36 protein-coding genes and 1 tRNA gene are annotated in these 25,502 nt (G+C 56.1%); 16 read left to right on the top strand and 21 right to left on the bottom strand.

All coding sequences use genetic code 11. The annotated features are described in order from the left end of the window. Positions 1-17: 17 nt before the first annotated feature. The 17 genes from Q1W15_RS13045 to Q1W15_RS12965 all read right to left on the bottom strand — a co-directional run bounded on the left by Q1W15_RS13045 (position 18) and on the right by Q1W15_RS12965 (position 13,792). A complete protein-coding gene (locus Q1W15_RS13045; protein WP_300729031.1) occupies positions 18-599 on the bottom strand; it encodes a phage baseplate assembly protein V in 582 nt (193 codons plus the stop codon). Next, the gene (locus Q1W15_RS13040) at positions 596-1,087 is read right to left on the bottom strand and encodes a hypothetical protein (RefSeq protein WP_300729028.1); all 492 of its coding nucleotides are present in this window, start codon (positions 1,085-1,087) and stop codon (positions 596-598) included. Before Q1W15_RS13040 ends, Q1W15_RS13045 begins: the two co-directional genes overlap by 4 nt. Next, positions 1,080-1,745 carry a hypothetical protein gene (locus Q1W15_RS13035; RefSeq protein ID WP_153328617.1) on the bottom strand — a complete coding sequence of 222 codons (666 nt, stop codon included), beginning with the start codon at positions 1,743-1,745 and terminating at the stop codon, positions 1,080-1,082. Before Q1W15_RS13035 ends, Q1W15_RS13040 begins: the two co-directional genes overlap by 8 nt. Then, entirely contained in the window at positions 1,742-2,062 is a 321-nt protein-coding gene (locus tag Q1W15_RS13030) for a hypothetical protein (RefSeq protein WP_300729020.1), read from the bottom strand. The genes Q1W15_RS13035 and Q1W15_RS13030 overlap by 4 nt, the downstream gene beginning before the upstream one ends. 2 nt (positions 2,063-2,064) lie before the next feature. Further along, entirely contained in the window at positions 2,065-3,060 is a 996-nt protein-coding gene (locus Q1W15_RS13025; RefSeq protein WP_300729017.1) for a major capsid protein, read from the bottom strand. A 64-nt stretch (positions 3,061-3,124) separates the two neighbouring features. Continuing rightward, complete coding sequence (locus Q1W15_RS13020) at positions 3,125-3,469, bottom strand: head decoration protein (RefSeq protein WP_300729014.1); 345 nt, start codon at positions 3,467-3,469, stop codon at positions 3,125-3,127. Beyond that, positions 3,466-4,593 carry a head maturation protease, ClpP-related gene (locus tag Q1W15_RS13015; protein ID WP_300729012.1) on the bottom strand — a complete coding sequence of 376 codons (1,128 nt, stop codon included), beginning with the start codon at positions 4,591-4,593 and terminating at the stop codon, positions 3,466-3,468. The genes Q1W15_RS13020 and Q1W15_RS13015 overlap by 4 nt, the downstream gene beginning before the upstream one ends. After that, the gene (locus Q1W15_RS13010; protein WP_300729009.1) at positions 4,590-6,074 is read right to left on the bottom strand and encodes a phage portal protein; all 1,485 of its coding nucleotides are present in this window, start codon (positions 6,072-6,074) and stop codon (positions 4,590-4,592) included. The genes Q1W15_RS13015 and Q1W15_RS13010 overlap by 4 nt, the downstream gene beginning before the upstream one ends. Continuing rightward, complete coding sequence (locus tag Q1W15_RS13005; RefSeq protein WP_094992971.1) at positions 6,074-6,280, bottom strand: phage head-tail joining protein; 207 nt, start codon at positions 6,278-6,280, stop codon at positions 6,074-6,076. The genes Q1W15_RS13010 and Q1W15_RS13005 overlap by 1 nt, the downstream gene beginning before the upstream one ends. Positions 6,281-6,283: 3 nt before the next feature. Continuing rightward, entirely contained in the window at positions 6,284-8,317 is a 2,034-nt protein-coding gene (locus Q1W15_RS13000; RefSeq protein WP_300729002.1) for a phage terminase large subunit family protein, read from the bottom strand. Further along, positions 8,310-8,915: a terminase small subunit gene (locus tag Q1W15_RS12995; RefSeq protein WP_300728999.1), complete on the bottom strand. Its 606-nt coding sequence runs from the start codon at positions 8,913-8,915 to the stop codon at positions 8,310-8,312. The genes Q1W15_RS13000 and Q1W15_RS12995 overlap by 8 nt, the downstream gene beginning before the upstream one ends. 155 nt (positions 8,916-9,070) lie before the next feature. Further along, the gene (locus Q1W15_RS12990) at positions 9,071-9,415 is read right to left on the bottom strand and encodes a phage holin family protein (protein WP_055102356.1); all 345 of its coding nucleotides are present in this window, start codon (positions 9,413-9,415) and stop codon (positions 9,071-9,073) included. 523 nt (positions 9,416-9,938) lie between these two features. Beyond that, the gene (locus tag Q1W15_RS12985) at positions 9,939-10,304 is read right to left on the bottom strand and encodes a hypothetical protein (protein WP_300728990.1); all 366 of its coding nucleotides are present in this window, start codon (positions 10,302-10,304) and stop codon (positions 9,939-9,941) included. After that, the gene (locus Q1W15_RS12980; RefSeq protein WP_300728987.1) at positions 10,297-12,519 is read right to left on the bottom strand and encodes a VapE domain-containing protein; all 2,223 of its coding nucleotides are present in this window, start codon (positions 12,517-12,519) and stop codon (positions 10,297-10,299) included. Before Q1W15_RS12980 ends, Q1W15_RS12985 begins: the two co-directional genes overlap by 8 nt. Then, the gene (locus tag Q1W15_RS12975; protein WP_300728984.1) at positions 12,509-12,727 is read right to left on the bottom strand and encodes a TraR/DksA C4-type zinc finger protein; all 219 of its coding nucleotides are present in this window, start codon (positions 12,725-12,727) and stop codon (positions 12,509-12,511) included. The genes Q1W15_RS12980 and Q1W15_RS12975 overlap by 11 nt, the downstream gene beginning before the upstream one ends. Beyond that, positions 12,720-13,238, bottom strand: coding sequence for a phage regulatory CII family protein (locus Q1W15_RS12970; RefSeq protein ID WP_300728981.1), 519 nt, complete (start codon positions 13,236-13,238; stop codon positions 12,720-12,722). The genes Q1W15_RS12975 and Q1W15_RS12970 overlap by 8 nt, the downstream gene beginning before the upstream one ends. 332 nt (positions 13,239-13,570) lie before the next feature. Further along, positions 13,571-13,792 (bottom strand): hypothetical protein, encoded by a 222-nt coding sequence (locus Q1W15_RS12965; RefSeq protein WP_133078392.1) that lies wholly within the window; start codon positions 13,790-13,792, stop codon positions 13,571-13,573. Between the two features lie 100 nt (positions 13,793-13,892). Here Q1W15_RS12965 and Q1W15_RS12960 point away from each other — a divergent pair, with 100 nt between their 5' ends. Next, positions 13,893-14,540, top strand: a complete 648-nt coding sequence (locus Q1W15_RS12960; protein WP_300728974.1) for a LexA family transcriptional regulator — start codon at positions 13,893-13,895, stop codon at positions 14,538-14,540. A 12-nt stretch (positions 14,541-14,552) separates the two neighbouring features. On the opposite strand, the gene Q1W15_RS12955 is transcribed toward Q1W15_RS12960, so the two are convergent. Beyond that, positions 14,553-15,764 carry a bifunctional diguanylate cyclase/phosphodiesterase gene (locus tag Q1W15_RS12955; protein ID WP_300728971.1) on the bottom strand — a complete coding sequence of 404 codons (1,212 nt, stop codon included), beginning with the start codon at positions 15,762-15,764 and terminating at the stop codon, positions 14,553-14,555. Positions 15,765-16,398: 634 nt separating this feature from the next. On the opposite strand from Q1W15_RS12955, the gene Q1W15_RS12950 reads away from it, so the two are divergent. The 7 genes from Q1W15_RS12950 (at position 16,399) to Q1W15_RS12920 (ending at position 19,895) form a co-directional block, all read left to right on the top strand. Beyond that, positions 16,399-16,992, top strand: a complete 594-nt coding sequence (locus tag Q1W15_RS12950) for a hypothetical protein (protein WP_300728968.1) — start codon at positions 16,399-16,401, stop codon at positions 16,990-16,992. An 8-nt stretch (positions 16,993-17,000) separates the two neighbouring features. Further along, complete coding sequence (locus tag Q1W15_RS12945; RefSeq protein WP_300728966.1) at positions 17,001-17,285, top strand: phage antirepressor KilAC domain-containing protein; 285 nt, start codon at positions 17,001-17,003, stop codon at positions 17,283-17,285. Positions 17,286-17,425: 140 nt separating this feature from the next. Then, entirely contained in the window at positions 17,426-17,821 is a 396-nt protein-coding gene (locus Q1W15_RS12940) for a hypothetical protein (protein WP_300728964.1), read from the top strand. Beyond that, positions 17,818-18,144, top strand: coding sequence for a pyocin activator PrtN family protein (locus tag Q1W15_RS12935; protein WP_300728961.1), 327 nt, complete (start codon positions 17,818-17,820; stop codon positions 18,142-18,144). The genes Q1W15_RS12940 and Q1W15_RS12935 overlap by 4 nt, the downstream gene beginning before the upstream one ends. A gap of 42 nt (positions 18,145-18,186) precedes the next feature. Next, positions 18,187-18,324 (top strand): hypothetical protein, encoded by a 138-nt coding sequence (locus Q1W15_RS12930; RefSeq protein ID WP_300728958.1) that lies wholly within the window; start codon positions 18,187-18,189, stop codon positions 18,322-18,324. Positions 18,325-18,588: 264 nt separating this feature from the next. Next, a complete protein-coding gene (locus Q1W15_RS12925; RefSeq protein WP_300728955.1) occupies positions 18,589-18,825 on the top strand; it encodes a DUF4224 domain-containing protein in 237 nt (78 codons plus the stop codon). A gap of 2 nt (positions 18,826-18,827) precedes the next feature. Continuing rightward, entirely contained in the window at positions 18,828-19,895 is a 1,068-nt protein-coding gene (locus tag Q1W15_RS12920; protein ID WP_300728951.1) for a tyrosine-type recombinase/integrase, read from the top strand. A 202-nt stretch (positions 19,896-20,097) separates the two neighbouring features. On the opposite strand, the gene Q1W15_RS12915 is transcribed toward Q1W15_RS12920, so the two are convergent. Continuing rightward, positions 20,098-20,185 (bottom strand) — tRNA-Ser (locus tag Q1W15_RS12915). Positions 20,186-20,308: 123 nt separating this feature from the next. Between Q1W15_RS12915 and Q1W15_RS12910 the strand changes: the two genes are divergently transcribed. The 7 genes from Q1W15_RS12910 (at position 20,309) to Q1W15_RS12880 (ending at position 23,745) form a co-directional block, all read left to right on the top strand. Next, positions 20,309-20,980 (top strand): Bax inhibitor-1/YccA family protein, encoded by a 672-nt coding sequence (locus Q1W15_RS12910; RefSeq protein ID WP_300728948.1) that lies wholly within the window; start codon positions 20,309-20,311, stop codon positions 20,978-20,980. 110 nt (positions 20,981-21,090) lie between these two features. Then, positions 21,091-21,483 carry a sulfurtransferase complex subunit TusD gene (gene tusD / locus Q1W15_RS12905; RefSeq protein WP_300728945.1) on the top strand — a complete coding sequence of 131 codons (393 nt, stop codon included), beginning with the start codon at positions 21,091-21,093 and terminating at the stop codon, positions 21,481-21,483. After that, entirely contained in the window at positions 21,484-21,846 is a 363-nt protein-coding gene (gene tusC, locus Q1W15_RS12900) for a sulfurtransferase complex subunit TusC (protein ID WP_300728942.1), read from the top strand. It begins immediately after the preceding gene. After that, the gene (gene tusB, locus Q1W15_RS12895; RefSeq protein ID WP_300728939.1) at positions 21,846-22,145 is read left to right on the top strand and encodes a sulfurtransferase complex subunit TusB; all 300 of its coding nucleotides are present in this window, start codon (positions 21,846-21,848) and stop codon (positions 22,143-22,145) included. Before tusC ends, tusB begins: the two co-directional genes overlap by 1 nt. Next, positions 22,142-22,477 (top strand): TusE/DsrC/DsvC family sulfur relay protein, encoded by a 336-nt coding sequence (locus Q1W15_RS12890; RefSeq protein ID WP_300728936.1) that lies wholly within the window; start codon positions 22,142-22,144, stop codon positions 22,475-22,477. The genes tusB and Q1W15_RS12890 overlap by 4 nt, the downstream gene beginning before the upstream one ends. Next, positions 22,474-23,475, top strand: coding sequence for a glycosyl transferase family protein (locus tag Q1W15_RS12885; RefSeq protein ID WP_300728933.1), 1,002 nt, complete (start codon positions 22,474-22,476; stop codon positions 23,473-23,475). Before Q1W15_RS12890 ends, Q1W15_RS12885 begins: the two co-directional genes overlap by 4 nt. Before the next feature lie 42 nt (positions 23,476-23,517). After that, positions 23,518-23,745 carry a YheU family protein gene (locus Q1W15_RS12880; RefSeq protein WP_300728929.1) on the top strand — a complete coding sequence of 76 codons (228 nt, stop codon included), beginning with the start codon at positions 23,518-23,520 and terminating at the stop codon, positions 23,743-23,745. Here Q1W15_RS12880 and csrA read toward each other — a convergent pair. Next, the gene (gene csrA, locus Q1W15_RS12875) at positions 23,742-23,945 is read right to left on the bottom strand and encodes a carbon storage regulator CsrA (protein ID WP_300728926.1); all 204 of its coding nucleotides are present in this window, start codon (positions 23,943-23,945) and stop codon (positions 23,742-23,744) included. The genes Q1W15_RS12880 and csrA overlap by 4 nt on opposite strands. A gap of 173 nt (positions 23,946-24,118) precedes the next feature. Further along, positions 24,119-24,451, bottom strand: coding sequence for a YnfA family protein (locus tag Q1W15_RS12870; protein WP_300728923.1), 333 nt, complete (start codon positions 24,449-24,451; stop codon positions 24,119-24,121). A 423-nt stretch (positions 24,452-24,874) separates the two neighbouring features. Here Q1W15_RS12870 and Q1W15_RS12865 point away from each other — a divergent pair, with 423 nt between their 5' ends. Beyond that, positions 24,875-25,453, top strand: coding sequence for a cytochrome b/b6 domain-containing protein (locus Q1W15_RS12865; RefSeq protein WP_300728920.1), 579 nt, complete (start codon positions 24,875-24,877; stop codon positions 25,451-25,453). Positions 25,454-25,502: the final 49 nt, after the last annotated feature.

Raw genomic sequence — 25,502 nt, 5'->3', positions numbered from 1 at the left:
CGGGTTGAGAGTTGTGTTTAGTGCTTGTGGTTGGGCGTGTTGCCGCTGGTGTCGATGATTGCACCGCCGCCGTTGATATCGTCCGTGACGCGTAGTCCGCCGTTGATCAGTACTTCGCCGTAGATCGTCACGTCGCCCTCGAGCGCGATCGTCCCGGACGTGACAACGACAGCGTTATCCGTAACGGCGGCCGATGAACTGCCGACCTTGATATCCACCGCGCCCGTCGGCAGCACAATGCTGTAACGGTGGGCCTGCCAGTCGTAAGTCAGTGACCCGCCATCCTCGAACAGCCAGCGTTCGACATGATCGCGGGTGTCCGGGGCGGGCCCGGCATCGCCAAACAAGCCCGGCACAAAGGTGCCTTGTGACACGTCACCGCTCGGGCTAAGCAAAGCACCCTGCTCGCCCATGCTGGGCACCCGCCAGTGTCGCGCCTTGCCCGCCGCCTGACTGTGCCAGCGCACCCAGGCGCTGACCCATTCGCCGTCCGACACCCGGCACACCGGCGGCGTGGCCGCAAGGTCCAGGGCGACCACATAGCAGCCCTTGACCACCCCGGCGATCATGCGGTCGTGTTCGGCAAGGGCGTGGCTCATGGGTCCACCTCACCGTTCACACTGATCACCAGCGAGCCCGGCTGTTCGTCGGGCCACGGCCATTGCACTTCCCCCAGGTAAATCGTCTGCGTCCACTCCACCAGCCACACGGTGTAGCCATCCAGCTCCGGGCGGGTCCAGTCCTGGGTTGAGCGTTTGAATTCGGCCGGTTCTACTGCCAGGCCCCACGTCTGCGCCCGTAACAGCACAGCCAGTTGGGTGGCCAGATGAATGGCCTGCTGGTAGTGCTGATCGCGGATCACGTCAACAATCACCCGCGCTTCAAAGTTGACGTTCAGCGTGCTTTCGCCGGTGCCTATATCGGTACCCGGCTCGATCTCGGCGATATCGAGAAACACCGCCGGTAGCGGGATATGCTGCTCGATGCCAGGCCAGAAACCGACCAGTTGAACGCCTGCCAGCGATTGCTGCAGGTGCTGCTCGATCGTTTGGTACAACACATCGAGGCTAAACGGCTGCTCAGACACGGCGCGTCCCCTTCAGGTATTTCTGCAGTTCAAAGCTCATTTCTTGCCTGAGGACATGCAACAACTGGGCATCGGCCTTGCGGCTCCAGGCTTCAAAATGCGGCCGGACTGAATCCAGTGAAATCTTGGCCTTGGCCAGCGGGAAGCGGTCGCTGTTTTCCCCCACAAAACCGGAGCTGGCCCCGGTCTGCGATGTGACTTCGCTGTCGGGGTAATCGGCCCGATCAAAGTGTTTACTGGCGGTGCGAATCCAGATATCAGCCTGATTGCCGTACACCTTTTTGTAGAAGGCACCGCGATAACGGCGACCGGCCACTGACACACCGGCCTTAGTTTGCCGTGGCCGCCCTGCCCGGCTGGCTTCCAGCGGATTGATCCCAAACCAGAGTTTGCCGCGCATCGCGCCGCCGGTGATCGGGTAGCTGCGCAGGCGCTGCCGCACCGCCTTGACCGCGATCCGTTCCTGCTTGCCCACGGCCCGGGCTATATGGGTGCTCAGCCATCTCAGGGTTTTGTTGATTGCCCGGCGTTGCGCGTTGGCAGCGGCTTTGGGTACCTGGGTGGCAAAGTCCGTAAACGCTTTCATATCCTCGGCCGAGACCTGGATATTTAGCAGGCCGCTGTTGGCACGCACTTCGCTGAAGCTGCCGATGCTCATGCACGTTTCCTCAAGATCAGGGATACCAGGCCGTCGCCGCCAGGCTCCAACTGCAACAGGTCGTAGTCGCCACCGCCGTCCAGCTCGGGCAGGTCGATGGTGACTCGCAGGCCTTTTTTCAGGCCATCCGAGTCCGCGACCCGCACGACAAAGTGCGGCTCACGAAGGCCCGTATTGAGGCGACCTATTTGCGGCTGTTTCCACGGTGCCGAGAACATCCCCAGCACCGGCTCGGCGCGACCTTCGATGTGGCCGATATCGCCCAGCACGTCGAAAATCACGTTGTCGATATCGGCCACCAGATCGCGAATACCCACGGTTAAAGCTCCAGCAGGATCTGGGCCCGTGGGCGGGTGCAGATATGCAGCGGGTTGGACTGCGCCTCACCGGCCATGCCCTTGTTGAACGGCATCGGCTCAATTTTGCTGTAGTACGGGATGCCCTGGGTGTTGACCGTTTCCATATAGTCAGCCGGTGCAAAGGCCGAGATATACAAGTCGGGCACGCCTTCGGGGACCAGCAGGGCTTTGTCATCGTGGACGAAAGCAACGCTCGCAATCTTGCCGCGATAGCGTTCCCAGACAATGCCGCCGTATTCGAAGCTTTCGCGGGCATCACCTCGCAGCGCTGCAGCTTGCGCGGAGTTGAGATAAGTGGCCTTGATCTCCTTGAGGCCCATCATTTTGTTCCAGAAATTCTTGCCACAGAATGCACGGGCACCGGTACTGGTGACACTGCCCAGCGCATCCTCTTGCATGTCCAAGGCTTCACCGCATTTAACGCGGAAGTCAGAGTCTGCAACGGTCAAGCCCATCGACATCTTCTGTCGTTCAACACCGAAGCTTTTGTACAGATCGAGCAGCACCGTCTTGCCGTCCGCATCGAGGATTTGGCCATTCAATGCACCGGCACGCTGGAATTCGTGAGTTACGTCCAACTGGCGACGAGCCTTGAGCAGTCGCGCATTGACCACGTCCTGCACGGCCTGCAACTCAGTACGGGTACCGAAAGCGCGAATGCCCTGGATCTCATCGGCCTTGATGGTGAAACGCTCCGGCAAATGCACGGTGTTGAACGGGATCAACACGCGTTTGCTGGCACCCACCACCAGACCCGACGTGCCACGTTCACCGGCGGGTACCAAGGCCAGGGTGTCGCCGTCCTTTTCGATCTGTACGGTCAGGGTGGTGATGCCTTCTTCCTGAAACAGGCCAAGGCTGCTCAGGCGCCCGGGCAGGTATTGCTGTTCGTTGATGGCAGCGGTCAGCGACGAAACAGAAAACGCTTCGTCGTCAAAGATGGCGATATCGGCCATTGGGGGACTCTCCAGACAGTAAAAACCCCGCTCGATGGCGGGGTGCGATAAAGAGGCGGTCGGCTTAGCGCACGATCACAAAATGCTCAGCCAGCGACTTCTCGCCTTCGGGATCAAGCCCGGTCAGATGCGCTTCGCTGACTTCGGCAAGACGCACCACGGCGCGACCACGGCGCACAATGTCCGACTCGCCCAGCGGCCCGTAGAGAATGGCCACGGCGGTCTGGCTGCCGTCTTCGGCGGTGGGCACATAGGGGGCGAACTCGCCCGAGGCGGTCACCAGCCCCAGGACCTGGCCGGGATTGAGTGCAGGGCCAGCGGCCACGTTGATGGCTTCACGGGAGATATTGCCGGCCCCTTCGGACAGCAGGAATTCGCCCGCGTGAATCGGTTCGTGTCGAATGGTCATGCTTTTACCCCTGTCTGGGCGGCGCGACGGGCCGCGTAGATCGCATTGGTGTCAGGCTGTTTGGCCTGGGTTTTCGGTGCCGGGTCATCGTTGATGGGCAGGCTGTTGTCGATTTCAAAACCGCCGCCTTTGACCAGCTTGTCAAACAGCCGGCCGCGCACCGCTTCAGCGCTCAACCCGGCGGCGACATACGGTTGGGTGAACTCCGGCAAGCGCGCCGCCACACACAGGTCGCGCACGGCCTTGGCATTGGTCAGCGCCGCGTTGACCGTGGCCTCATCGGCCAATTGGGTGGTGCTGATCAACGACTCGATCAAGTTGCTGATCCCGGCGGCAGTGCAGCTTTGGGTGATCAGCACGGCCAACTTGGCCGAGTCCACGATGGGTGGTTTTTCTGGCTCAGGCGGAGTCGGTTCCGGGTCAGGCTCGGGCGGTTCCTCCAGTTGGGCCAGCAAGGCCTGCGGCGCGTGCTGAAATCGCTGCAGTGCATTTCCCTGACCCAGACAGGCTTTGACGGTCAGGCCTGCGCCCACTTCATCTGCCAGCCCCAGGGCTACCGCTTCGCTGGCCGTGAGCCAGGTTTCAGCATTGACCAGTCGGCGCAGCTCCACTTCGTCAATGTTGGGTGCCTTGGCTTTATAGGCCGCGATAATGGCTTCCAGCGCCTGATCCAGCGCGGCAGCGACCTTGCGCAAGTCCTCTGCATCACCGGATGCGAAGGTATACGGGTTGTGGATCATCAGCATGGCATTGGACGCAATCACGACCTTGTGCGCGCCGCACACCGCGACACTGGCCGCGCTGGCTGCCAGGGCGTCCACTCGGCCGGTGCAACGCTCGCCCAGCCGCGACAGCGCGTTGTGAATGGCCAAACCGTCAAACAGGTCACCGCCGATGCTGTTAAACGCCACCACAATCGGCGACACGCCGTCATCGAGCGCGGCAAGGTCGCGCACAAACTGGTTGGCGGTGATGCCCCAGGTGCCGATCTCGCCGTAAACGTAGACCTCGATACTGCGGGCCTCGGCTTCGCCGCTGGCCTTGAGGCTGTACCAGTGCTTGTTCTGCGGTGCAGGTGGGTCACCGGCCTTGTTGAAGATCCGTAGCGGGTGCTGCTTGATCATGGTGTCTCCTTGTCGACCGGCTCTGTTGGCAGTTCGACGAGCGTTTTGTAGTTGAGGCCCAGGTCACGGGCGCGGGCCTGATCGGCAGCGTTTTCGGCGTCGACGGTTTCAGCGTCATAGCCCGAACGCAGGACCATTTCGCTGCGGGAGCTAAAGCCCGCGTTGACCTCCATCATTCGCGCCTGAATGTCCTGCACCGGCTGGATATAGGCCCAGCCCTGCGGTACCCAGCGGGTGCGCAGGTATTCGCGCCGACGTTGCGCGTAGTTGTCCAGCTTGAGGCGACCAGCCAACACCGCCATGTCCATCCAGGCGGCCCGCACCGGGCGGCACAGTTGGTGGACGTAAACGCCGAATTGCAGTTGCTCCAGGCGACGGCGAAACTCGTTGAGCACGACCCGCAGTGCCCGGTCGTTGACCTCGCGCATGTCGCCGGTGAGGATCTCGTAAGGCGTGCCCGTACCAGCGGCAGCGGCCATCAATTGCTGTCGCATAAAGTCCGGGTAGTTGTTGCCCGCGTCTGGTGGTTTGGAAAACTCCACCTCTTCGCCCGGCCCCAGTTCCTGCATGGTGCCGGGTTCCAGTGCCACCATCGGCGTGAAGCCATCACGGTCTTCGTTGAAGGGCTGCCCAGTCACCGGATCGAGCGCAAGCTGCCGGCCCTCTGGCGGCGGCCGGGAGATAAACCCGGCAAACAGGTTGGCCACCTCCTGTCGAAACAGCACCGCGTCGTCGTAGTTGTCCAGACTGCGCAAGCGCTTGAGCACGGGAGCCAAGCGCGGAACCCCGCGTAACTGGCCGGGTTCGACCGGCTCAAAAATATGCAGCACTTGCTCTGCCGGGACCCGCACCAGTTGGTTGTAGCCCGCGTTCAGCGACGAAGCATCGCGGGGGTGAACGCGGTACATGTGATAGGCCACCCGCTGGTGAGCCGGGTTGAACTCGATCCCGGCGCGGATGCTGTTGCCGTTTTTGGCCGTCTCAAATTTGTCATGGGGCACAAACTCGGGGGCCAATACCTGGAGCTGCAGCGGTACCGCCAGTTCTTCGTCCTGGCCCCGTGGCCGCAAGCGCACAAAGCACTCACCGGCGGTTTCCACGGTACGGGCAATCAACGCTTGCTGACCGTAGAAGTCGGTGAGGCCATCGGCGTCCGACTCATCCACCCAGTCCTCCCACAGCACCTGCTGCACTTTGCGCAGGGCATCGTCCTCGATCTTGGGCCGTGGGGTGATGCCGGTGCCGATCAGGTTACTGACGCGCTTGTCGATGACGTTGAAGGCGTAAGGGTCATTACGCACTGCTGCCCGCGAACGGGACCGCAGGTTGCGCAAAGCCGGGGTATTGATGCTGTTGATGCCGATATCGGGCGCGTCCCAACTGGCCGAACGCCTGCCCTCACCGGCCCCCTCATAACTGGCTTTGATCCGCTCCGGCAGCAAGAAACCGTTGCGGGTCAGCGTCGGGTAGTGGCGTGCCATTAGAGTCCCTTGCCTCCGTGGTAAAGCCTCACCACTTTGGAGCGTGGCCCGGCAGACGCGACCAGCGACGTGCGGATCTGGTCACGGGCTTTGAGCAGCTCGTCAACCGTGCGGTACTCCACGGTACGGTCGGCATAGCGCACGGTTTTCTCACCGCGTGCGATGGCCGACTCAACCGCGTCGAGGTGCTTTTGTGTAAAGGACATAGGTCAGCGTCTCTTGAGATAGCCGCTTCGACTGACGCGGCGAGCCGGGGCCATAGCAACCGGTTTAGAAATAACTACATGATGTGCAACTGCAACAGGAATGACCGGGGCGACTTGTACTATTTCAACGGGTTCAGCGGCCTGCTCCTGAGTAGGATCGCTATCTGTGACTTCAGGAGGCAGGCTTTTGTTTTCGAACAGATGATGCTGCATTAGCGACTGTCGAACTTTCTCCCAATCGTTTTCGTGATAACGATGCAAACCGAGGTATTCCGCCATTCCTAAGGCGTACACCATCAAGTCGAGGGCTTCATTGCGTTCGGCTTTGCTTTTTGTCCACTCAACCAAACGCTTGCCCTTCACGTAGCGAGCAACTTTGCGCTCAGCGACGCATTGAGCAAAGAAATCATCAGGCAAGTCTTTAGCAAAGTGGAGCGCGCCGGGGCCGGACTCTAATGGGTAGCGGTTATAAATCCAGTCCTTGGCTGTATCGGTTCCGATAATCCACAGTTCAGCGCCGTTCTTCTCGACGCTTCCCCTCCAGTTCACATCTACCCGAGAAGGCCGTTGAGCAATGATATTTTTACTGGGGTGGCTACCACCCTTGACCGCAAATACGTTGCGCCACCGACGAATGCGACAGAACTGATAAACCTCATGGGTATGGTGCCCCCCCGAGTCAACAGCAGTCGCCAAGATACCAAGGCCAACACCACTTGCATGGCGATAGCGGACCTTAAGTTTGTCATCGAGTACCTCCCAGGTTCGCGAGTCAGATGGATCACCCATGATCACCTGATGATCAATGACCCAGCGCTCCATACCCATACCCCAGCCAATGACAATGAACTCCAGGCGGTTCCCCTGAACATCCACCGCCGCCGTGAGCATCAATGCTCCAATAGGGACAGTTCCCAGCACGTAATTCTCAGCACGCGCACGCGCCTGCAAGACATCCGCTTTGGTTTGTTCCATTGCATTGTCCCAAGGCAATGCAAGTTTGGTGTTGTAAAACACCTGCATGGTGGCCTGGTCACCTTGTTTTTGCATGACCAGGGCGTCATCAAAATCCTTTGCCAAAGATGCCCAACTTGTCCAGCCCAAAGGCGCATAAAGGGCATTGAGGTGAAAACCTACGGTTTCACCATCGCCATGTGCGTGGGAACGCCACTCACCTTTAGAAAGCATGCTGGCCTTGGCGTGCTCATCAATCATTGCGCCGCACTCAGGACCGTTGCAGAGGTACTGCACCAACCGATAGTTTTCATCCCACTTGAGGTTTTCCCATTCAAGAACCTGCATATGGCCACAGTGCGGGCATGGGACGTAGTAGTGACGCTGGTCGCTGATCTTGAACAGGTCAGCGATGCGCGAAGCACCTTTGATCGTGGGTGAGCTGGAGAAGTAAAACTTGGCGTTGCGGCCGAATGTAGAAGCGCGAGCCTCTGCCAGCTTTACTGGGTCGCCTTCGTTATCAATGTCCATTTCCCATCGATCTACTTCATCGCCGTAGACATAACGCACCGACTTCTCGGCCAGGTTGGAAGATGAGCCGGCGGTGGCGATGAACAACCGGCCACCTTCAAACTGCTTGTTCTCCCAGGTGTTGGTGCCCTTACGAGAACGCGGTACAACGACTCTGGCACGCAACTCAGGAACGGCCTCCACAGCCTGATCGACGCGCCCGGCAACGCTCTGGGCCAGCTTCTGTGTAGGCTCCAGAAGAAGAATGTTAGCCGGAGCCATGTGAATACAGCCGCCGATCCAGTTGAGGGCAATCTGGGTTTTCATCAACTGTGAGGCCACCATAGTGACCACACGTTTGCATGGATGTGACGGTGACAGGCAGCGCATCGGCTCACGCGCATATGGGGTTCGTTCAGTCCGATATGGACCAGGCTCGGCAGCACCAGAGCTCTGAGGGATGCGCATGTAACGATCCGCCCACTCATCGACCCACAGCTCTGGCTCTGGGCGCAGGCCACGAAAGTAGCCCTCGCGGTAGACCTCTTCGCCCCCACGCTGATCACTAACCATTGTTGTCCTTCTTGATTGACAAGGAATGCCGAAGGTCGGCACTAGAAATGCGCTCTGCATCCTCAAGGGCGCGTCGGATTGAGGCCAGCAGGTGCTTTTCTACTCCCCATGCGTCGCTCATTGCCGCAAGCTCTGGCGCGATCTGCGTCGGCACCGCCAACAGCAAATCGCGTAGAAGCCGCCCAGTGGCATAAGCAGCCTCGTCCACGTCCGACATTTCCACCAACGTGCCCTGATTTTTGTAGAAATCTGCTTCTACCGTCATGGCGTTAAAGTGTTCACGCCGGGCGCGAGCTTTTTGAAAATCGGGCTTGAGGTCCGATGACTCAGAAAGGCTGAGTGGCGCAGCCTGTAAAAACGCTGAGGGGCCAAAGGGCTCAGCCGATGGATGTCCTTTGCTGATCCGCTCTTGCTCATGCCGGACAGTAACGCCGGCTTTGCTTGGGTCGCTGGTTTTATCGATCAGGGCATTGGTTGCCGCAACATCCACCAATCCTGCCGCGTTCAATACCAACCGCTCTTGTTTAGCGAGCTTAGACACCCAAGGTTTCGACCAATTACGACTCGCGGCATAAGCCGACTTGCTCAAATATTCCATGCTTGAACTACCAGTTAACCCAATGAATACAGGAAGTTAACTGTTAACCGCAGTTAACTAAGTTTGAAGATCAGCCAGTTACGCTTTCCCGCGGGTTTCCGACCCCGTACCCTTGGATATTCCCCAGGGTCCCCGGCAGGATTTAGACTTGGCATTCAGTCAGCGCGATCAGTCGGGGTCGGAACCTCGCAAACCCCGAGGCGCTTGGCGGCCCAGCGCTCGTAAAGGCCAATGGCAACGTCCGCCCCGGCCATCGCCGTAAGGCAGCCCACCGCCGATGACGCCCAGATCGACACACCGTTGGCATGCAGCAGCATCATCGTGGATAGGCCACAGCCGATACAGGCGCCTGACCGTAAGGCCAAGCGCCGAACCAGCGACCAACCCCGTGCGCCGTCCTTATCGGCTCGCCACATCTCACCCGACACCCCGCCGATCAAGGACAGTGCAATCACCAGCCAGATCGGCATCTCCGCTAACGCTTGTTGCTCTGTTGTCATTGCCTGCCCCTAAACGCAAAAAACCCGGCGCAATGGCCGGGTTTAGTGTGGTGGTGTCTGCCGCTCTTTGCGGTCGCACCTATCGAAGATGACTACTTTTTACAGGTGTATTTTACTGGCAGCAAGCCACTTTTAATGCCATCGGTGAATATGTGGGTTTGGTAGCTGAACGCCCTACGAATATCGGCGAATACACTCACTCGGCTAACGCTTTTTGGGGACTGCCCTACCTGTCCTACTATTCAAAGTAGAGGTAGGACAGCTAGAGCCCGCTGAATTCGGGGCTCTGCCCTACTGTCCTACCTCTTTTAACTTTTTCTCGTGTAAAGAGAGAAAACTAAAAACACGCATGCGCGCAAACAGCGCGTGATACGTCGTGCTACGCACATGTGCGCGGTGTGCAATTTAGGTAGGGTAGTAGGACAGGCCACGTACTGTGCGGCCTGCGGCAGTCCTACCTTGCAAAAACGAGGTAGGGCAAGGTCGGACAGTAGGACAGCAGCAGGCGCAGATAGACAGAGGGTCATGCAGCTTTCCCCATTAGCATGCCCTGAACGAACTCATGAGCTTCATGCAGTCGCATATAGTAAGTCCGCGAACTGCACGCGCAATGCAACATTTTCTGAGAAAGGAAACTGTCGTGATTGCAGTAGTGCTCCAGAACGACCTGGGAGAGCCGAGGCGGCATGTGTTTGAAGACTATCAGTTGGATGTCCGCCGACTCATCCAACAGCACCCGACTGCCACGTGTCCCACGTATCAACTCGCCCTTACACTCCATCAACATAGCAATCATGTTGCCGCCGCTTGACCCTCCATAGGTTTCCGTTACAGGCGAATGCAGATCCTGCGCCCATAGTTTGAGAAGCTCGTCGATTCGCTTAATCAAAGCATGGCTCCTCATCTTGGAAGCTTTCGATCTGCAGCGCAGATGTAGTGCCCCAATGATCTGGCTTCTTGTAGGCGTAGGGTCGAATGCCACTTTTAGGCAAAGGCGGAAGTCGCACCTTTCGCCATTCAAGACGATGCATGATTGCGCCAACACGCATTTGTTCCGGCTTGCCCCAGTGGCCGTAATCAAGCTTCAGTGCGCCGGCCAATACATCCTCGCCACTCGCTGTTGCGCCGATCTGTGACTCCTCCAGCCACTTGAGAATTGGTCCCTCCCACTCATCCACCACAAATCGCGATTCCTGCGCCTCGGCAAACAGTGGGGCCTCATCACGATTGACCCACCAGATATCGCCGGATTCATAACAAAACATCGCCTCGGCCCAGAGCTGATCCCGAACCTCCCGCAACTTGTCTAAGTCGACCTTAGTGCACGCAACCGGCCAATAACGGCGGTTGCCAGTGGCGTCCTTGAGGTATTCGTCCTGGTTGGTCGTACCCACAAAAACACACTGGCGTGGCACGTCCATTGTTCTTCGGCCATAGCTCTCGCGGTAGGTGTCCGTTGACGCAGAGAAGAACTGCTTCGCTTTAGTTGACTCAGCCTTGTTGAAACTATCCAACTCCCCCAGCTCAATGATCCACTTGCCACGGATCGCCTGGAAGCCGTCTTTGTCGCCCAGGGCGAAAGGTGTATCCATAAACCAAGCACCGCCAAGTACAGACATTGCCGTTGATTTACCTGCGCCCTGTGCACCTTCGAGGATCATTACCGAGTCAGCCTTGCAGCCAGGCTGCATAACACGCCCGACCGCTGACACCATCCAGCGCTTACCAACTTTCGAACTGTAGTCAGTCGCATCAACCCCCATGATATCCGTCAACCAGGTGTCTAACCGTGGGACACGGTCCCATTCCAGATCGTTCAGGTAATTGCGTACAGGATGGAAGGCATGATCATGGGCAACCACACTGACTGCTTCAATCACGCTGCTGGCCTTGACCCGAAGGTTGTACTGTTGCGCGAGCCACTTCATTACCAGTACATCGTCAATGTCTGCCCAGTCGCCGACACCTCCGCCATAGGGAGCCGCCCGCAACTTAACGATTTTGGAGCTGAATGCGCTAAAACCAATGACCCCGGCCCAGCGCTCATCATTGCCAAGTATCAGCTCGACGTTTTGCATGTGCGCGATCAACGAGCCGTTTTCACTGCGCGCCAATTGATCTTTCCAACCACCTGCAGCCGGCGGCCTGACCACCGACAACACCTGGCGGCGAACAGCGTCTAAACCTTCGGCACAATGCAGATCGTTGAAGTCGGTCCACTTGATCTCACGCTCACCCGAGAACACCGGGCCAACAACCTGGCCGCCAACGATCAACGCGGCGTTACTGCCCTTCTCTTCCCCAGGGTTCCAAGGCTCGCCGTTGGGGCGTTTGGTTTTCCAGTCATCGTCACGGCATACGATCAAGGCGCGGCCGGGGAAACGCTCGCGCATGGCCTTGGCCACAACACTCAAGTTGCCCGCGTCAAAAGCAATGGCCACCGCCAGAGAGGTGGCCATATGCAGACTTACGCCGGTGGCGTAACCCTCACACACCAACACCGGTTCACCCGGTTCCGGGTGACGACCGATCAGATGGAAAGCGCCCTCTTTGGACATGCCGTAGGGCCAATAGGATTTGTCTCGGCCCGTGTCCTGCTGCTTCTCGGGATAGATCACCTGCAGCCCGACGATTTGATCCCGCACATTGCTCATCGGCACCAGTAACGCACCGGAGCGCGGAGCGTAACGCACGCCTATGCCAACGATTTGTTTGCGATCAAGGTAAGCGCTACGGCCCTTTTCCGGCATGCGTTTGAACAGGCCTGCAGCACGGTTGGCAGCGCGGCGGGATGCATTGGCCGCAATCTCAGCGGCGCGGCGTTTACCTTCCTCTTGGCGAGCGCGCATCACGTCGCGCTCTTCCTGGCTCATGCGCCCGGCCTTGACCTTGATTTTGTTGCTGTCGCCCGTACGCCAATCACCGAAGCTGCCGAAAATCAGGATTTCGTTTTTCTCGGTGCGGTGTTCATGAATCACGTACCAGCCGTTTTTCTCTTTGCCCTTGTCCTGCGTGGTTTTGCAGCGGGTCAGCTTGCCGAAGGTCAGCGGTTGCGCAGGCTCAAGGCCGTGGTCAGCGAATTGACCGAGTACGTCATCGAGCATAACGGGTACCTACCTCTTCGTTCAGTTGCTGACAGCCGGCACAGCGCGTGCAACTGGTGACGGCCAAGCGACGGGCCAAAGGGATGGCCGAGTCGCAATCCATGCAGAACTCATAAGACTCAAACACCGGCTGCGCTTTGCGTGCAGCCAGAGCCATGTCGAGACGTTCCTGCACCAGGTCATTAGCAAAATCTGCGATATCAGCCACGGTCAGCACCCCGCGTGATCGAGTTGACGTAGCAAGCGCGGTTGTAAAGACCCAACAAACCTTGAATACCCCGGAACACCTGAAGGCGGATTTCAGCCAGTTCGCTATTGCATACAACGCCGTCACCGATGCTCTTGGCCCAGGTATCGGCCAGATCAGCCACTTGCCGGAAGTACATCGCAATGCCAGTAGTGAGCGTCTCAGGCATATCGTCGGTATAGGCCTCGGCCAGTTCCTGCCAGATCGTGTCGCCCACCAACGCGTGCACCGCATCCAGGATGCGGCGGTCTTTGGTCAATTCCAGGATTTCGGCGAACTCTTGAACATTCACCGTGTGACTTGGATGGGTCGGGGATAGCTTGTGCTGCAGCGTGGTGGAGTTGCGGCCGGTGGTGGCGGCGATGGCAGCAGCGCCGCCCGGATAGTCGCGGGCAGCGTGATAAAGCGCCAAATCGAGCGGCAGAATTTCGCGCTGCGCTCGTTGGATGCAACTGAGAGCAATACGGCTCATGGCATTAATCCTTATAAGTTGCCAGTGCCGCGCGGCGTGCTGTGGTGGTACATTTGCCGCGTGGCTGAGTAGGCCCAAAAGCCGGTCTAGATTCTTAAGATCGAAACCGGCACCGTGCCGAGGCAAGCGATCCGTCGCTCACCTCTGGCGCAACAGCTGCCAGATCTGTGGTGGAGAAGGCAGCAACCCAAGGCTTCCGAGCCTTGGAAAGCGCGGTAAAGGGAGGCGGAATTGCATGTGGTGTGCCCGCCTACCTCGACCGCGACCCGACGACACTGTGGTGGTGTGTGCCGGGAGGAACTGGGCGGCCTTATTGGTCGCCTTTTTTCTTTCTACGCTGCCTTGGTTTCCGTCACACCAAAGTGTTCCAGAACCTCAGCAAGCGATACGCAACCTTCGCTTTGGCGGGCCAATGACTTGATCAGCGAAACACTTGGGTCTTTGCTTGCGTACTTTACGTGCAGACGCAGGTAGTTAACCGCGATCTTGCAACGCCCGGCGTAAGCCAGCAGTGCCTCTGAATCTAAGCTGTCGATGTAGTCACGCAATTTCATGTGGTGTACCTCCGGGAGATGCAATTTAACCGCAAAGGTTAATTTTGGCAATACCTCAAAGGACATTCACCCCATAGGTTAATCTAGGCACAATCACAGCATGAGAATTTCAGATACCCGCTTGCATAATTTCCGCCAGATCCTGGCCGAAAAAAAACTACGCCTGATCGATATTGCTGAGTTGCTCGGCAAAGCGCCTGCGCAAGTGAGCGCTTTCGGCGGGAAAAACCCAACCAAAGGAATTGGCGATCAAATTGCGCGCGAAATTGAAAGAGCTCTCAGCCTGCCTAACGGCTCGCTCGACATACCACATGGTTTCGCAAACTTTGATAACGGTACTGTTATGGGCTACACCGGTAGGAAATTACCGGTGATTGGCTCAATCGCTGCTGGGGCATGGTGCTCTTCAGAAGAGAGCTTTGACCCACGCGACGCTGAAGAATGGATCGAATCACCAGGCCCGGTGGGTCCGCGTGCATTCATCCTGCGCGTTGAGGGTATCAGCATGGAACCCAAGTTTATGGAAGGCGATAAGGTAGTGATTGATCCGTCTCTGGATGCTTTCCCTGGGCATTTTGTTGCAGCAAAACGCACCCGAGATGAAGCGACTACGCTTAAACAGCTGAAACAGGAAGGGAATGAGCTTTATCTTTACGCCATCAATCCTGATTGGCCGGAGCGCATCATTCGAATGACTGAAGAGTGGAGCATTTGTGGTCGGGCCAGATGGAAAATCTCTGACTTATAATTAAAATCATCTCTAGCCAGTAGAGCTTCCAACACTAATATTCAAGGCTGGCCTGTACTCTGTCAGAAATTCCGTTGCCACAATTGGGCGACCGAAAAGATAACCTTGAAATGCTGCACAACCCATAGATTCAAGATATTCACGTTGCTGCTTTGTTTCTATCCCCTCAGCAATCGTAGAAACGCCTAATATATCTGCTATTTCTATTATCTTCCTCACAAGCTCGCGTTTACTGGCGTCATTCTCAATATCAAAAATAAACGACTGATCAATCTTTAGCTCATGCAAAGGTAGCGTTTGCAACAATGACAAAGAAGAGAAACCTGTTCCAAAATCGTCAAGCGACCATGAAATCCCATCATCACTAAGAGCTTTCATTTTGGAAGCTGTCGAATTTAGGTCACTAGCAAAAACAGATTCGGTAATTTCCAAGCACAACTTATCTCCGGAGACTCCAACTTTTCGCATAATTTCACGGACATCCTCGACAAATGTTTGTGAGGCAAGTTGTAAAGGACTGACATTCACTGAAAGCACCCACTTATTCACACTGGGCATTACAGACCAAGATTTCAGATGTCGACAAGCATCCTCAATAACCATTAGACCAATTTCATTTATCAGTCCCGTTTCCTCAGCAAGAGGAATAAATTCAGCCGGAGACTGTACACCGTAGCCAGGTCTATTCCATCGCAACAAAACTTCAGCACCTATTACTTTTCCATCAATGGCTACTTGCGGCTGCATATACGAACATAACTCCCGCTGAGATACCGCTCTAGCGAGCGACCTATATGACTCAACTTTCGAGCTCAAGTCCTCACGAAATATCGCCAACACACAGATAGTGAGTGCAATAGCAGTAGCACGGTTCAAATCATGACCTAACTTACTGACATCAGCCGGCAATAGCTCCAGATGAGGACCTAAATCTAGAGAGTAGTTTGATATAACAACTAACGCTGAAAAGCACACCACAGGAAATACCCACCGCAAATAAAACCCATCACTACGAAATAAGAAAAATGCTGAAATCCCAATCGGTAATAGGAATAAATGTGCAGACCTAGCACTGTAAGCTGAAGGCACATCGGCTAGGCTGGCAAAAACTGCAATGGTCAAAAAAACATGAGCAATCAAACTTAGGGAAAAGAGCTCAAACCTCTTTGCTACGAATATACATCCAACACCTAATAATACGAGCGCAAACAGTAATAGAGCCATAACACTCATAGCGTGAGTTGCGTAGTAGAAGCCCCAAGTCAATCCATGAATAATACAGACGACTCCACTAAATCTAAGTAGCCGCTTGATACGAGGCCATTGAGCCTTATCAGGAAATTTTCTAGAAAACCATCGCCTACTAGACTCACAGCGCATCGCTTTCACCACTGCCATCTCTCCATGACTGAATAATCACTAGTTTTCAGCCTGCTCAACTTTCAGATGCGAGCTAAACACTGGGTCACCCTCGATTTCTCGAGCACTGAGGAGACACATCGAGAGTAGCTTAATCCCAACGGCCTGCGACCATCCGCTCACTCGATCAAGAAATCTCCCTACTTTCGCTCTAAACCTGAAGATCGCAGACACAAAAGAAACCCCAAAGGTAAATTATTTGACAAGATAACCTTTGAGGTTAATATCTCTCGCACTCTCCCACCACAAAGCGAGATAACACCATGCACACCACAGCAACACTTCACGTCCACCCAGCGTGCGCCAGTAACCGTCGACTGATCGAGCAGCTGCAAGCCACCACAGGCTGCTTGGTCATCCTTCACAACCACAAGCCCCGGCTGATCCCGCACAGCAATCGCCCTGCACCGTTTGATCCGAACAACGGAGGGAATGCAGCATGAACCGGTTTTCTTTGGCGGATAAAACCCTTCGCCTACTGGCGGCGCAGATCAATTTGAACGGTACGTTTCACCACTCGTGCAGCTTCAAAAATACCAATCTGCTGTTGATTTTCGTGCTGCAGGTTGAACGCAGTTCCTCCAGTACGCTTTTCACCATTGTTTCCGGCGATGAGAAGCACAGTCTGACGGTGTATGACCCCAACAAAGACACACACCGTATGCTCGCTGAGTTTATTGAGTCCATCGCAAATGGCCGCATGGATACTGCCGAGCCCGCAACACCGCGCGTATTGGCTGAATCTTTCGACCGCGGCCAACTACTGGATACCAATCAACAAGAGCAATTGCACCGGTTGGTGCGCCAAGGTGGCGTGCTGATGCTCGATGTCGGCCTGCAAGAGCCCGTGTGCCTGGCCGTTCATCGCACGCGAAGCCGAACAGGTATCACGGCGATTCTGGCCACTGGCGACAGCTGCCCGCGCACTCAGTGCTTTACGGCCTATGGCGATGATCAGCACAGCCTTAAGCGCCTGCAACAGTCGCTCGATCACTTGGCCGCGTCGGCAACACCTGCCGCGCTTGCGGCTTAGGGGGTGTTATGGGACGCACTCTTGCCAAAGCGGCCGCGTGCCTAGGCACTACCCGACCAAAACTGATCAAGCTGATGCGCGAAAAAGGCTTGCTCAGCGAGCGCAACTTGCCGGCCTTCCCGGTTCGGGACCGTGAGTTTTTGCGGGTCAAGGACAGCAACTGGTTTCACGCCGAACTGGGTATGCAGTACAGCCAGTCAACACGGGTACGCCAGCCCGGCATCGCTTGGCTGGCCGAACAGTTGGGCCTGGAGCTTCCACCTGTTCCGGCTGACCACCGTGACGTGGCCTAGGGAATACGCTCGGCAGATCGTGGCCATGCCGACACGCGAGGAGCGCAACGCTGCGCTCCTTGAAGTGCCGGAGCATTTGCGCGAACTGACCAAGCGCCACTGCCTGAATGCGTGGAACCACCCAAAACGGAGAAAAGACCATGAACAACGATCTGATTGATCTGCACATTCTCAACTTGCTGCGCATACCCGTTGAGGAACGCACCCAAGAGCGGGTCGCTCTGGCACTGACAGGCATTGCTGAAGCTGCACAACAGAGTACGGACACGAAAGCTAACCCCTTAATGGCGCAGACCATACTCCAGAAAGAGCAGCTCAAGTTAGCCGCGATTGCCGACTTTCTCAGGCAAGGGCTTGAGCTTGAGCATGGCACCGCCGAGCTTGAACTCCGCGCACCTTACAACGAATGGGACAAACCCCTCACCGTCATTTTGTCGACCGACAAGAGCAAAACGATAATGGTCGGCCGCGGCCAAACCGCTGAAGAAGCTCTTCGTGACCTTCGCACCATCGCCAGGTCAGAGCAAGCCGCATGAAAGACAACCAACAAGCCCCGCTGCGCCTGATGCCAGCACCGGACCCGGCCACTGTTGAACTGCTTTATCGCAGTTTTGGTGACGTGCTTATCCCCCTCGACAAGCTGCGCGTGCAGTACTTCCGACACCTGAACGAGCAGTCGTTTGCAGCGGAGATCATCAGCGGCCGGATTCAATTGCCCGTCATTACGCTCGACAGCAGCCGCAAGGCACCGAAGTTCGCTCACATCCGGCACGTTGCCGCGCTGATCGACATTCGCGCCTACAAAGCCGACGAGGAACTGGCCAGACCGCACAACGATACACCGGACAAAGACGACTAGCCCAGCGCTGCCACCACCAGCGCCGCACCAGGAGTACACCACATGACCTCTATCCAGATCAGCGCGCTGATCTTTTTGATAGGCAGCGCGGCCCTGCTGTATTGGATCGGCTACCGCAACGGCCAGGCCGATGGCCGCAAGCATCAACCCGAACCCCGCACCCGGAGAAAAGCGGTATGACGCACTCACTGACCCACCGCCTGACCCTGCCCGCTTTACTCCGTAACGCCAGTGGGATCGACGCGCCCGTAAAAAACAGCTTCTGCTGCGCAGCAGCAGGCATTACTAACGCTCTTCGCGCCACTGCGGGAGTGCTTATACCCCACATAAAGCTGCGCCAGGCCGCCCACCTTAATGCCCCGCTAACCGCTAAAAATCGCCCGCCCGCGCAGCTTGTCGTGGGGTATGCGCACGTTCCGAAATACGCCGAGGGTTGCTAGATCTATGGACATTCAAACCGAAACCCTGGCCGAAGAAGAGCTGGCTGCGATCACGGGCTACCTGCTGCCTTCCAAGCAGATCCAGTGGCTCAGCACCAATGGTTGGCAGTATGTACTCACACGCTCACGTCGTCCCATCGTGGGCCGTGTGTACGCCCGGTTGAAACTGGCCGGTGTGAAGCCCTCAGCGACCAATGCCGTGGCCGAGACCTGGACACTTGATCTGTCGCGTGTGGGTTAACAATGCGCCTTAGAAAAACCACTAACCGTGACCTCCCGCCGAGAATGCTTCGGCGGGTGCGGGCCTTGAAAAACGGGAAAACTTGGGTCGGGTATTACTACGATGGCCGAACCGAAAGCGGTAAACGGGTCGAGATCCCGTTGGGTTCAGACCTGGACATCGCCAAAATCGAATGGGCCAAGCTGGAACACAAAGCGCCGCCCGCCAAAACCAGCCTGCTGGGCCAGGTGTTTGATCGCTACGAGCGCGACATAATCCCGGGCAAAGCCCACCGCACCCAAAAAGACAACCTGCTGTCACTGACTCAATTACGCAAAGCGTTCAGTGACGCGCCGATCGAAGCCGTAACCCCGCAAGCAATTGCACAGTACCGTGACAAGCGAACGGGCAAGGTGCGCGCCAACCGAGAGATCTCGCTGTTGTCGCACATCTATAACATCGCCCGCGAATGGGGGCTGACGGATAAGGAGAACCCCGCTGCAGGTGTGCGCAAAAACAAGGAAACACCACGCGCTTTCTACGCAAGCGCAGAAATATGGGACGCCGTGTACAAACTGGCCGTGCCCGAGCTGCGCGACGCGATGGATCTGGCCTACCTGACAGGCCAGCGCCCAGGGGACGTGCTTTCAATGCGGGCAACCGACGTGGTGGATGGCTTTCTGCAAGTTGCCCAGGGCAAGACCGCCAAAAAGCTGCGTATCCGACTGAGCTATGGTGAGAACCTGAATCAGTTGGGGGTTCTGGTCGAGCGCCTACTGGAGCAACGTCGACGCTGGAGCGTGCGCAACCCGTATCTGATCATCACGGAGCGCGGGATGAAGGTATCGGCAGCCATGTTACGACTGCGCTTTGATGATGCGCGCCTACAGGCCGTCAAAAAGGCTCTTGAGAACCAGGACACGACGCTGGCCGAAAGCGTGCGCCAGTTTCAGTTCCGGGATATCAGGCCAAAGGCAGCGAGCGAGATTGACGACCTGGGGGACGCGAGCCGGTTGCTGGGGCACACGGACAAGCGGATTACCGAGACGGTGTACAGGCGAGTTGGGGAAATTGTGAAACCAACCCGTTAAATCGGCGGAAAGTGCGCAACCAACAGGCACTTTCCAGCGGGCTAAAACCCAGGCTGTAATAAGCTGGCTCGCGCTCTAAAAACACCCCAGTTGCGGAAACGATCTAAAAAGATGCGGAAACGATGAGGTCAGACGCTGGGAGTTTCCCAACCCCCAGAAACGACAAAGCCCGCTAAATGCGGGCTCTGTCGGTGTAGCAATATGGCGGAGGCGATGGGATTCGAACTCATGGACCTGTTACAGTCGACGGTTTTCAAGACCGTTGCCTTAAACCACTCGGCCACACCTCCTAACGTTGTTGCGGGCGCTATAATACCCGAACGAAACACGTTGTCAAACTCTCTTGATCGCTTGTTTCAGAGCCTCTGCTATGATCTTTGCTACTTAACATTTCAGAACACAGGAGTATCGCAATGCGCGAACAGGATTACGCGGTTCATAACAGCGTGCAGGCCGAGCAGCTAGAGGTTAGCCGTGTCCTGCGTAACACATACAGCTTGCTGGCCCTGACCCTCGCTTTCAGCGGTGTGATGGCTTATGTCTCTCAGCAAATGCGAGTCGGCTACCCCAATATTTTCGTGGTGCTCATCGGTTTTTACGGTTTGTTTTTCCTGACCAATAAACTGCGTGACTCGGTGTGGGGTCTGGTGTCGACCTTTGCACTCACGGGTTTCATGGGCTTCTTGCTGGGCCCGATTCTCAACCGTTATATCGGTATGCAGGGCGGCGCTGAGGTGGTGAGTTCGGCATTCGCCATGACCGCGCTGGTGTTTGGCGGCTTGTCGGCTTATGTGCTGATTACTCGCAAGGACATGAGTTTCCTGGGCGGTTTCATCACCGCAGGTTTCTTTGTGTTGCTGGGCGCAACGCTGGCGAGCTTCTTCTTCCAGATCAGCGGTCTGCAACTGGCGATCAGCGCTGGCTTCGTACTGTTCTCTTCGGTCTGCATTCTGTTCCAGACCAGTGCCATCATTCATGGCGGCGAGCGTAACTACATCATGGCGACCATTAGCCTGTATGTATCGATCTACAACCTGTTTATCAGCCTGCTGCAAATTTTCGGCATCATGAGCCGCGATGACTGATTGACACTGCTCTACACAAAGCCCGCTTCGGCGGGCTTTTTGTTGCCCGCCATAAGCATCTTCACGCATCTGGCCTTATCATTGCCGCAGATTTGCTGACAGAGGCCGTTATGAAATTTGCCATTGCCCTTTATTCGGCAGCCCACTCGCCCTCCTCCCGCCGCGCACTTCGGTTTGCCGAGGCGGCGGTGGCGGGCGGCCATGACATTGTTCGTGTGTTCTTTTACCAAGACGGCGTCCATAGTGCGGCAAGCACGATTGTGACGCCGCAGGATGAGCAGGACCTTGCGCAACAATGGGCGAGCTTTATCTCCCACAACCAACTGGACGGTGTTGTGTGTATCGCCGCAGCTTTGCGTCGTGGCGTACTGGATGCACAGGAAGCCAATCGCTATGAGCGTTCGGCCGTTAATTTGAAAGCCCCCTGGGAATTATCCGGGCTTGGGCAATTGCATGACGCCATTCAAGCTGCAGATCGGTTGATCTGTTTCGGAGGCCCCTAAATGTCCAAATCACTGTTGATTATCAGTCGTCAAGCGCCTTGGTCTGGCCCCGGTGCCAAGGAAGCACTTGATATCGCTCTGGCGGGCGGTGCATTTGATTTGCCGATAGGCCTGGTGTTTATGGATGACGGCGTTTTTCAACTGGTTCAAGCACAAACCCCGGCCCTTGTTCAGCAAAAGAACCTCACAGCCAACTTGCAGGCCTTGTCGCTCTTCGGCATCGACGATCTGTATGCGTGCAGTCACAGCCTGGTCGAGCGAGGGCTTACACCCGCACAATTTGCAGTCGAGGATGTGCAATCACTGGCAGCCGAAGAAATCCGTACGCTTATTGACCATTACGACCAAGTGATAACCCTCTGATGTCGACCCTACATGTCTTGAGTCACTCGCCTTTTTCAGATACTCGCTTAAGCAGTTGTCTGCGCGTGCTGGGGGCCGACGATGCCGTATTACTCTGCGGCGATGCGGTCTATGCCTTGCAACCCAATAGCGCCGCGCTAAAAGCCCTTGAAGAAAAACGCGACACCTTCAAACTCTTTGTTCTCGAAGAGGACCTGCAAGCGCGAAATCTGCAATGCCCAGAATGGGGCACCGTTGTTGACTATGCAGGTTTCGTCGACCTGTCGATCAGCTATCACAAGGTCAACAGTTGGCTATGAATACACTGACGCTCAACGGCAAAACGATCAAACTGGATAAAGACGGTTACCTGCAAGACCTCAATGACTGGTCTGAAGAGGTTGCCAACGCTCTGGCCACCCAGGCCGGGCTTGAGTTAAGCCCGGAGCACTGGGAAATCCTTGCGTTGCTTCGCCGCTTTTACCAGGAGTTTGAGTTATCTCCGGCCACCCGCCCATTGATCAAATACACCGCTCGCCAGTTGGGCCCGGAGAAAGGAAACAGTTTGCACCTCAATCGCCTGTTCAATGGCACTCCCGCCAAACTCGCCGCCAAGTTGGCGGGCCTGCCCAAGCCGACCAATTGCCTATGAATGCTCCAGCACCACTGACTCTAGAGGCCCCCGCCGAACATCCCTTTGCGCCATTTGTGCGCATTCTGGGCAAAGGCAAGCGCGGTGCCCGCAACCTGACCCGCGCGGAAGCCCGCGAGGCGATGGGCATGCTGCTTGATAACAAAGTGGAAGACACGCAATTGGGTGCCTTCCTGATGCTCCTGCGGCACAAGGAAGAAAGCCCCGAAGAACTGGCGGGTTTCACACAAGCAGTACGCGATCGGCTGACAGCACCAGCGATCAAAGTCGATATTGATTGGCCTACCTATGCCGGTAAAAAGCGCCACTTGCCGTGGTATCTCCTGGCTGCCAAGTGCCTGGCACAAAATGGCGTACGCATTTTGATCCACGGTGCCGGCGCTCATACTGTCGGGCGGCTCTACAGCGAGCAACTGCTCGAAACACTGGCCATTCCCCTGTGCCGTAACTGGCAGGACGTGGACAGCGCGTTGAGCAGAGAGAACCTGGCCTTTATCCCGCTACAGGATTGGGCCCCGCAATTACAACGCATGATCGACCTGCGCAACACGCTGGGCTTGCGCTCACCCATTCACTCCCTGGCGCGCATTTTAAATCCGCTGGGGGCACGCTGCGGCCTGCAAAGCATTTTCCACCCGGGCTATCAGAGCGTACACCGTGAAGCGAGCCGCCTGCTGGGCGATACCTGCATCGTGGTAAAAGGCGATGGCGGAGAAATAGAAATCAATCCTGACACGATCAGCCATCTTTATGGTACGACGGCAGGTGAGAACTGGGATGAAGAATGGCCTGCGCTATCCGCGCAACGCCATGTAAAACCTGCGACCCTGGAACCTGAACACCTTAAAGCACTGTGGCGTGGAGACGTCCAGGACAGTTATCCGCAACTGGCCCTGCTCTCGACCATGGCTCTGGCTTTACGCGGCCTGGGCACGCCCCGTGAGCACGCTTTAGAAATGGCACAACACTACTGGGACAACCGCAACACATCGATTTAACGACCGCAGCCAGCAGCGCCCCTATTGTGATGAGAATGCACCATGCTAATTCCTTACGACCAACTTGAACCCGACACCCTCACCCATTTGATTGAGGACTTCGTCAGTCGCGACGGTACCGATAACGGCGATGACACGCCCAAGGAAACTCGCGTGTTGCGTGTTCGCCACGCGCTGAGCAAAGGCCAGGCGGTTATTTTCTTCGACCTCGAAAGCCAACAGTGCCAACTGCTGCCCAAGCACGCGGTACCAAAAGAGCTCTTTGATTAATCCTTTTCCAAGGGGGGCTTTAACAACAGGGCAGCATTCTGTTGTTGTATGCGCTCATATATTTCCAGTCGATGAACACTGACGAGCTTGGGGGCCTCAACCCCCAAGCGAATGCTGTTGCCTCTCACCGCGATGATACGCACGGTGATGTCTTGACCGATTGAAATCTGCTCGCCGGCAGCACGGCTCAGTATGTGCATGGCTCTTATTCCGCGATGTCATTGGCCATAAAGACTGCACGCCACACAACAACCCTTCAATCCCTACACACCAATTCAGCACAAACCTACTCTTACATAGACAAAGCCCTACAAGACCGCTTACCAAAACTTACTTATCTGCTGGTAATTCTCTTCTAGAACTGAAGAAACGCTCAAGAGCTCGAAAACCGAGGCCCCACCAAAATGATCGTCGCCCCCACCACACATAACACCACCCCCACCCAATCGGAGCTCAGCGGCCGAATACGCTCAACAAGGGCTAGCCAAGCAATTGAGGTAATGATGTAGATGCCACCATAGGCCGCATAAGCGCGCCCGGCATAAGTAGCCTCTACCTTGGTCAGGAGCAGGCCGAATACCGCCAGACTCAGGACAGCCGGTACCACCCACCATGCGCTCTTGCCTTGGCGCAGCCACATCCAAAACCCGTAGCAGCCTGCGATTTCAAACACAGCCGCCAGAAAAAACCAAACATAATTAAGCATCCAATGCATCTCCCACTGTGCAGCGCGCCACCCTACGCGCCTGTCATTGCCCGTTCAAGGGCTTTACCTTTAGGCTAGGGTTAAACCCTTCAACCCTCTGTGGGAGCGAGCTTGCTCGTGATCTTTTGGTTTTAAAAGCTCGCGCCTACTTTATTAGGGGGTTGTATTGATGGATCTACACAAGGCAACCACAAAACACTTTTAACAGTATTTAAAAGAAACACCCCACCCCACACTTAATTACCGATAACACAGCAACCATGCAAATGAATCATTATCAAGTTAAAACCCACACATAATCGCCACCTATAACACTCGCCTGATGACATCACACCTTCTATATTTATAAAAACCCTCATTACCTTAACCGAACCCCAGGATTGCCATTTACTGCCCGTTCACAGCCAATAAGCGGACTTATTTATGCAAACCCCCTACTCGGCAAGTCAAATCATCCTGCACTGGATTTCGGCAGTTATTATTATTTGGGCGACGCTTTCAGGGTTCTGGATCAGTGTGTTCGACATAGAGCCCGCTATCAAAAACTGGGTGAGCTTTTTCAACATCTCGTTAACCACCCTGTTTATTCCAGTGTTTGCCTTAAGAATCTACCTGGCGTATCGCCAACCCACTGCCGCCGAGGCACAAGCCCCCCTGCTGAGTAACGTCCTGGCAACGTGGGCCCACCGGCTTCTGTACGGGTTAACCACTGTTGTGTTGATAACCGGTGTGATGATGATGGATCGTCCAATCAACATTTTCGACCAGGTGCTGATCCCACAACCCCTGACGGATCCCGCGTTGATTGAGCTGTTTTTCAAAGTTCATGTGGCTGCGTGCTGGGTGTTGGCGTTATTGATCGGGCTCCATATCGCCGCCGTCATCAAACATGAAATCAGCGGCAACCGGGTCATGAAGCGCATGTCACTGAGTCGTTCGAATGACGAGAACCCTGGCGCACTTCCCAACGCCTTGAAAGAGGACAGTACTCAACCAAAATAGAAACGCCGGATCAACGGCACGCGGGTTAATTCGCGTGCCGCTGATCCGG

The organism is Pseudomonas sp., from assembly GCF_030150285.1.
Classification (GTDB): domain Bacteria; phylum Pseudomonadota; class Gammaproteobacteria; order Pseudomonadales; family Pseudomonadaceae; genus Aquipseudomonas.
The sequence above is the reverse complement of the archived record's forward strand: the minus strand, read 5'-3'. Positions and strand labels throughout refer to the sequence as shown.